At 64.4% G+C, this 5606-nt stretch carries 5 protein-coding genes and 2 pseudogenes; 4 read left to right on the top strand and 3 right to left on the bottom strand.

The genetic code is table 11. The features are described from left to right. Positions 1-79: 79 nt before the first annotated feature. Positions 80-1573: pseudogene (gene ligD / locus NKH57_RS33335) on the bottom strand (non-homologous end-joining DNA ligase); the annotation flags it as partial. A 221-nt stretch (positions 1574-1794) separates the two neighbouring features. Here ligD and NKH57_RS33330 point away from each other — a divergent pair. The 4 genes and pseudogenes from NKH57_RS33330 to NKH57_RS33315 all read left to right on the top strand — a co-directional run. Continuing rightward, the gene (locus tag NKH57_RS33330; RefSeq protein WP_352950576.1) at positions 1795-2058 is read left to right on the top strand and encodes a hypothetical protein; all 264 of its coding nucleotides are present in this window, start codon (positions 1795-1797) and stop codon (positions 2056-2058) included. A 49-nt stretch (positions 2059-2107) separates the two neighbouring features. Next, on the top strand, positions 2108-2248 hold the full coding sequence (locus NKH57_RS33325; protein WP_352730292.1) for a hypothetical protein: 141 nt from the start codon (positions 2108-2110) through the stop codon (positions 2246-2248). A 179-nt stretch (positions 2249-2427) separates the two neighbouring features. After that, positions 2428-2874: a thiol-disulfide oxidoreductase DCC family protein gene (locus tag NKH57_RS33320; RefSeq protein ID WP_502907369.1), complete on the top strand. Its 447-nt coding sequence runs from the start codon at positions 2428-2430 to the stop codon at positions 2872-2874. Then, positions 2832-2921: pseudogene (locus tag NKH57_RS33315) on the top strand (hypothetical protein); the annotation flags it as partial. The gene NKH57_RS33320 and the pseudogene NKH57_RS33315, both read left to right, overlap by 43 nt. Before the next feature lie 31 nt (positions 2922-2952). Here NKH57_RS33315 and NKH57_RS33310 read toward each other — a convergent pair. Together NKH57_RS33310 and NKH57_RS33305 are read right to left on the bottom strand one after the other, a co-directional pair. After that, positions 2953-3354 carry a DUF1850 domain-containing protein gene (locus NKH57_RS33310; RefSeq protein WP_352605978.1) on the bottom strand — a complete coding sequence of 134 codons (402 nt, stop codon included), beginning with the start codon at positions 3352-3354 and terminating at the stop codon, positions 2953-2955. Next, positions 3351-5456 carry a TRAP transporter permease gene (locus NKH57_RS33305; RefSeq protein WP_352950574.1) on the bottom strand — a complete coding sequence of 702 codons (2106 nt, stop codon included), beginning with the start codon at positions 5454-5456 and terminating at the stop codon, positions 3351-3353. Before NKH57_RS33305 ends, NKH57_RS33310 begins: the two co-directional genes overlap by 4 nt. Positions 5457-5606 lie beyond the last annotated feature (150 nt).

The following is a 5606-nucleotide window of genomic DNA, read 5'->3' as shown; positions in this document are numbered from 1 at the left end:
CCGCTCGGCGGCCAGCAGAACAAAACCAGAAGCAGCGGACAACTCGTGTGCTACCTAAACCGGACAACTTAATTCGCTATCGACACTCCACTTCGCCGACAAGTTCCGGCTTGACCCACACCAGTCCCTTGCCCTTCGGCATGGCGGCGGAGAAGGGTGAGGCAGTCGCCTTCAGCCGGTCCAGCTTTGCCTTTAGCTCATTGGCGCCCTTGCCGGAAAAGCCGGTGCCGACGCGTCCGGCATAATGCAGTTTGCCGCCCTCGTGGAAGCCGACGAGGATCGAGCGCAGTCCGCGTCCGGTCTTGTCCGACGGCAAATACCCTCCGATGACGAATTCCTGCCGCGCCGTGCATTTCGACTTCACCCAGGTGGGGCCGCGTCCACTGCGATAGGGCGCATCCGCGCGCTTGGAGACGACGCCTTCGAGCCCCATGCGGCAGACATGCTCCAGCATGATGTTGCCGGGTTCGGCGAAATGGTCGCTGAAACGAACTGCTGCATACTCCGGCTGCTTGCCGAGCAGGTCCCGCAGGGCCTGCTTGCGTTCGACCAATGGTTCGGCGCGCAGGTCTTTGCCGTCAAGGCGCATCGTGTCGAAGACATAGTAGAGGAAGCGATCCGTCCGCCTGGCTGAGAGATCGGCTTGCAGCAGCGCAAAGGACGAAACACCGCTGTCGGCCAGCACGACGATCTCGCCGTCGATGATGGCGTCGCTGCATTTCAGTCCGGCGAGTTCAGCGATGATCTCGTCGCCGAACTTTGCGGTCCAGTCGAGACCGGTGCGGGTCAGCAGCCGCACATCGGTGCCGGCGATCTGCGCCTGCATGCGATAACCATCGAACTTGACTTCGTGCAGCCAGTCCTTGCCCGGCGGCGCATCCCGCTCCAGCGTGGCCAGCTGCGGCTCGACGAAGTCGAGTTTCTTGCCCCCGGCCTTCGCCTTGCCGACGGCCGGTTTGTTTGAATGCCAGACCTTTGGCTCCTTGCCTTTGGCGGTCTTGCCTTCGCCGACTTCTTCGATCGTCAGGCCCGACTTCACCGATTCCGGTGCCTCCTTGAGAATGTCCTCGCCGGGGCGGGCCGCGGCATCGTCCGATTTGATCAGCAGCCAGTTGTCGTGTTTTTCTCCCGCGCGTGGCTTCAGCCGCACCAGATGCCAAAGGCCGTGCAGTTTGTGCCCCTTGAGCTCGAAGCTGATATGGCCCTTCTTCATCGCCTTGGCCGGGTCGATCTCGGGGACCCAGGTGCCCTCGTCCCAGACGATGACCGAACCGCCGCCATACTCGCCCTTGGGGATTGTGCCTTCGAACGGTGCATAGTCGATCGGATGATCCTCGACATGCACGGCCAGCCGCTTCTCATGCGGGTCGAGGCTCGGGCCGCGCGTCACCGCCCAGCTCCACAGCACGCCGGCATGTTCGAGGCGAAGGTCGTAATGCAGCCTTGTCGCGGCGTGCTTGTGGATGACGAAGATACCGCCAGCCTTGGACTTCTTGTCGCGAGAAACCTTGCCGGCCGGTTCAGCCGTCTTCTTGAAATCGCGCTTGGAATGATACTGTTCGAGGCTGGCCATCTCTTGATGTCCTCAGGCTGACTTGGCGCGCCGGCCTTCGCAGGCCCGGCATCCGACGGCAGGCTCTTCTTCATCAGGTCGAACGAAGGCTTGGGGGCCGCCTTCGCCGTGGGCCCAGCGACAGCCTCGGATGGCCTTTCCCGGCCGGGCGCGGCGCCATGATATCTTCCCTTCCAGAACCCGGATGAAGATGAACGGGCAGAGGCCGCTCCAGTTCCGCCATGCGCGACGTCGACGACGCGAAGGCCGGTTTCCGGGATGGTCGCGCCAGCACGGAAATTTCCCAGGCGCGGCAAAAGCTGAAACAGAATCGCGCGCAGGCGGCATTCGAACGAAACATATGTGATGCAAAAGTCACATTGGCCGGAATGCCGACCAACTGCACGGAAAGACCCCGAATCAGCCGCATTCCAGCCACGAAGCAAGGCCTTTTCGACCAGATCTTAACATCACGTTCACCGACTATTCACGCCTCGACGCTATGATGACCGCAATTCGGAAGGGACATCCGAAAACGGGACAGGGACCAGGTAAATGAACTTCCTCGCGCACCTCATCGGCTATGCCGCCGTCATCCGCGAATTCGTCGCGCCGACCTATCGGCCCGAGCGCTATTACATGCGCGGCCCCGGCCCGGCCTGCGCCCGTCGCGGCAGCTCGCTGGGCGCGCACTGATCATGACTTTCGAGAGCCGCCACGACAGCCGGATCTGCAGGCCCGCCGCCTCAACCCGCGCCACCACCTATCGCGCCGAGCGTCCCGCTCTCGCCGACAGGCGGCGTGCGACATCGCCACGGCTTTGATGCCGCCTCCGGCTGGCTTAGTGTCATAGGGCACAAGCAGCCGAGGCCTGCGTGACCGACCTTCCCAAGTCAAGCAGTCCCTCCAAAACATCCTTCGATGCACGCCATCCGCTGATCGTCTTCGATGGCGTCTGCGTGCTGTGCTCCGGCTTCGTGCGCATGGTGGTCAGGCTCGACCGCCAAAGCCGTTTCCGCTTCGCCACCGCGCAGTCGCCGTTTGGCGAAGCGCTGTTCAGGAAGCGCGGGCTGCGCACGGACTCCTACGAAACCAATCTGGTCCTGATCGACGGCATCGCCTTCACGCGGCTCGACAGCTTCGTTGCCGTCATGTCGGAACTCGGCTGGCCCTGGCGGGCGATGAACGCTTTGCTGTTGCTGCCGCGCCCGCTGCGAAACTGGCTCTACGATTGCATCGCCAGGAATCGCTACACCCTGTTCGGCAGGAAGGACAGTTGCGAGATACCCGCACCCGAGCTGCGGGGACGAATGATTGGCTAGGGGGTCAGGTCGGCAGGAGATTTCACGAGGCCGTCGAAAACGGCCGCTTCCACTTCCATGTCGAGATTTCCCATCCGCTCACCGGCCTGATCGTGCGCTATCGGGCTGGCTCGTGCCGTCCGACCCGCATGGTTCCAGCACAATGGAGGCACCAGCCACCTTGCCGAGTTCACGGCAGCCTTGAACCGTGCACAGCATCCAGCCGTCGCCGGTCTCGCCGGAGGCGGCGAGCACGAGGCGTCGCTGTGGGCCTACATCAGGCGCATAGACCCACCAGCCGTCGCGCAGCACCGCGCCTTCCGGCGGCTCCATGCCCGCGCCCGAGCCCTTGATCCGCGCCTCGACCACTTGCAGGCCGGAAGGCGTCACCTTCCAGCCCTCCTCCCAGCGCGTCCGTTCAACCGAATGCATCCAGGACAGCGTGAAGGCGGCAACCGAGAGCGTCACCGTCTTGCCGGCGGCCAGGATGCACAGGCTCATGCGGTGGCCGGCCGCGCCCGCCACCAGTGCCAGCCGGTCCAGGCAAGCGCCAGCGCCCAGCCCGCTTCGTCGGTGAGGGGAACCGCAGCGACCAGAAGCACGCCGGCGGCGAAGGCGACAAGACGCTCCCACCATGCCATGCGCCTGACGAGGAAGCCCACCGCGGCAGCGCCCCACAGCACGATGCCCATGCACGCCTTGGCGACGATGTAGGCGACCTCGACGGGATAGCCGAACTGGGCGGAGATCGGACCGGCGTCCTGCAGCATCAGCGCCGGCGTGTAGACCGCCATGAACGGCACGACGAAGCCGGCGATGGCCAGCTTGGTCGCCTGGATGCCGATCTTGAGGCCGCTTTCCTTGGCCATGGGGGCGGCGGCGAACGCGGCCAGCGCCACCGGTGGCGTCAGGTCCGCCATGATGCCGAAATAGAAGACGAACATGTGGCTGACCAGCAGCGGCACGCCGAGCGACAGCAGCGCCGGCCCGGCCAGCGACGAAGTGATGATGTAGTTGGGAATGGTCGGGATGCCCATGCCGAGCACCAGGCAGGTGACCATGGTCAGCACCAGCGACAGGAACAAATTGTTCTCGCCGATCGAGATGATCCAGCCGATGAAGGTCGACGCGATGCCGGTCAGCGTCAGCGTGCCGATGACGATGCCGACGATGGCACAGGCAATGCCGACCGGCAGCGCGTTCTTGGCACCTTCGGCGAGCGAGTCGACGCAGATCCGCAGTGTCTCGCGCCCGCCCCTGAAGGTGAAGCAGGCGACGATCAGCGCGGCGATGACGAGGCCGAGGAGGTTGACGCCGAACTTCATGAACGAAGCCGCGGCGAGCCCGAGCGCCAGCCAGAAGACGATGCGGAAGGCGAGCGGCCCGATCGCTGCCGCCAGCGGCGTACCGAGGATGAGCACGATGGTCAGCGCCAGGCCCATCGTGCCGGCGAAGATCGGCGTATAGCCGGCGAACAAAAGATAGATGAGGGCCGCCAGCGGCAGCACCAGCGGCCAGTGCTGTCGCACCGCGTCCCATGGATTGGGCAAGTCAGCCTTTGCCATGCCGTGCAGGCCGGCCTTGCCGGCCTCCAGATGCACCTGCCAGAAGCAGGCGCCGAAATAGAGCAGCACCGGGATGATCGCTGCCTTGACCACTTCGGCATAAGGCACGTTCAGCGTCTCGGCCATGATGAAGGCGACCGCGCCCATCACCGGCGGCATGATCTGGCCGCCCATCGAGGAGGTTGCCTCGACGGCGCCGGCAAAAGCCGCGCGGAAGCCGAAGCGCTTCATCAGGGGGATGGTGAACTGGCCGCTGGCCACCACATTGGCGACGCCCGAGCCGGAAATGGTGCCCATCAGTGCCGACGACAGCACGCATACCTGCGCCGGGCCGCCGCGCCAGGTGCCGACAAGACCGAGCGCGAAATCGTTGAACAGCGCGATCATGCCGGCGCGTTCGAGAAAGGCGGCGAAGACGACGAAGATGAAGATGTAGGCGGCTGAAACATAGATCGGCGTGCCGTAGATGCCTTCGGTGCCGTAGGCAAAGGTGTCGACGAGCTGGGCGAAATCATAGCCGCGATGGATGAGCGGCGGCGGCAGATGGTTGCCGACGAAGCAATAGGCGAGGAAGATGAAGGCGATGACCGCCAGCCGCTGCCCCATCAGCCGCCTGGCGGCCTCGAAGACCAGCACCACCAGCACTGCGCCGACGATCAGGTCCGGCGTGGTCAGGAAGCCGGAGCGGCGGATGAGGTCGGTATAGAACACCCAATTGTAGAGTCCGGTGCCGAAGCCGAGCACGCCGAGCGTCCAGAACACGGCTTTCGCCGGCACGCTTCTGGCGCGCAGATTGGCGATCAGGCCGAAGCCGAGCAGCAGTAGGAAGCCGACATGCATGGCTCGCACCACCTGGCTCGGAATGCTGCCATAGGCGGCGATGTAGATCTGGAAGACGGAGAAAGCGACGGCGATGAGAAAGGCGGCCTTGCCGGCCATGCCGTCGCCGAAGCCCGGCGGCAGGCCTTCGACCTGCTCTTCGGCGACGGGGAGATGGAAGGTGGCGGATTTGCCGTCGGTTGTCGTTGCTTCGCTCATCCATCGGTCTCCAAAAGGAGCGAATTGTAGCGCGAGGCGCCCCCCCAAGACCCCGCCCGGCCCAGGCGGGGGCGCGGGGACCAAATTATGGATTAAAACCCCCCCAAAGAACAACCCCGAAAGGCAGTTATAAACGCAGGCGGCCGGGGG

The organism is Mesorhizobium sp. M1050 (assembly GCF_040318715.1).
Classification (GTDB): domain Bacteria; phylum Pseudomonadota; class Alphaproteobacteria; order Rhizobiales; family Rhizobiaceae; genus Mesorhizobium.
The sequence above is the reverse complement of the archived record's forward strand: the minus strand, read 5'-3'. Positions and strand labels throughout refer to the sequence as shown.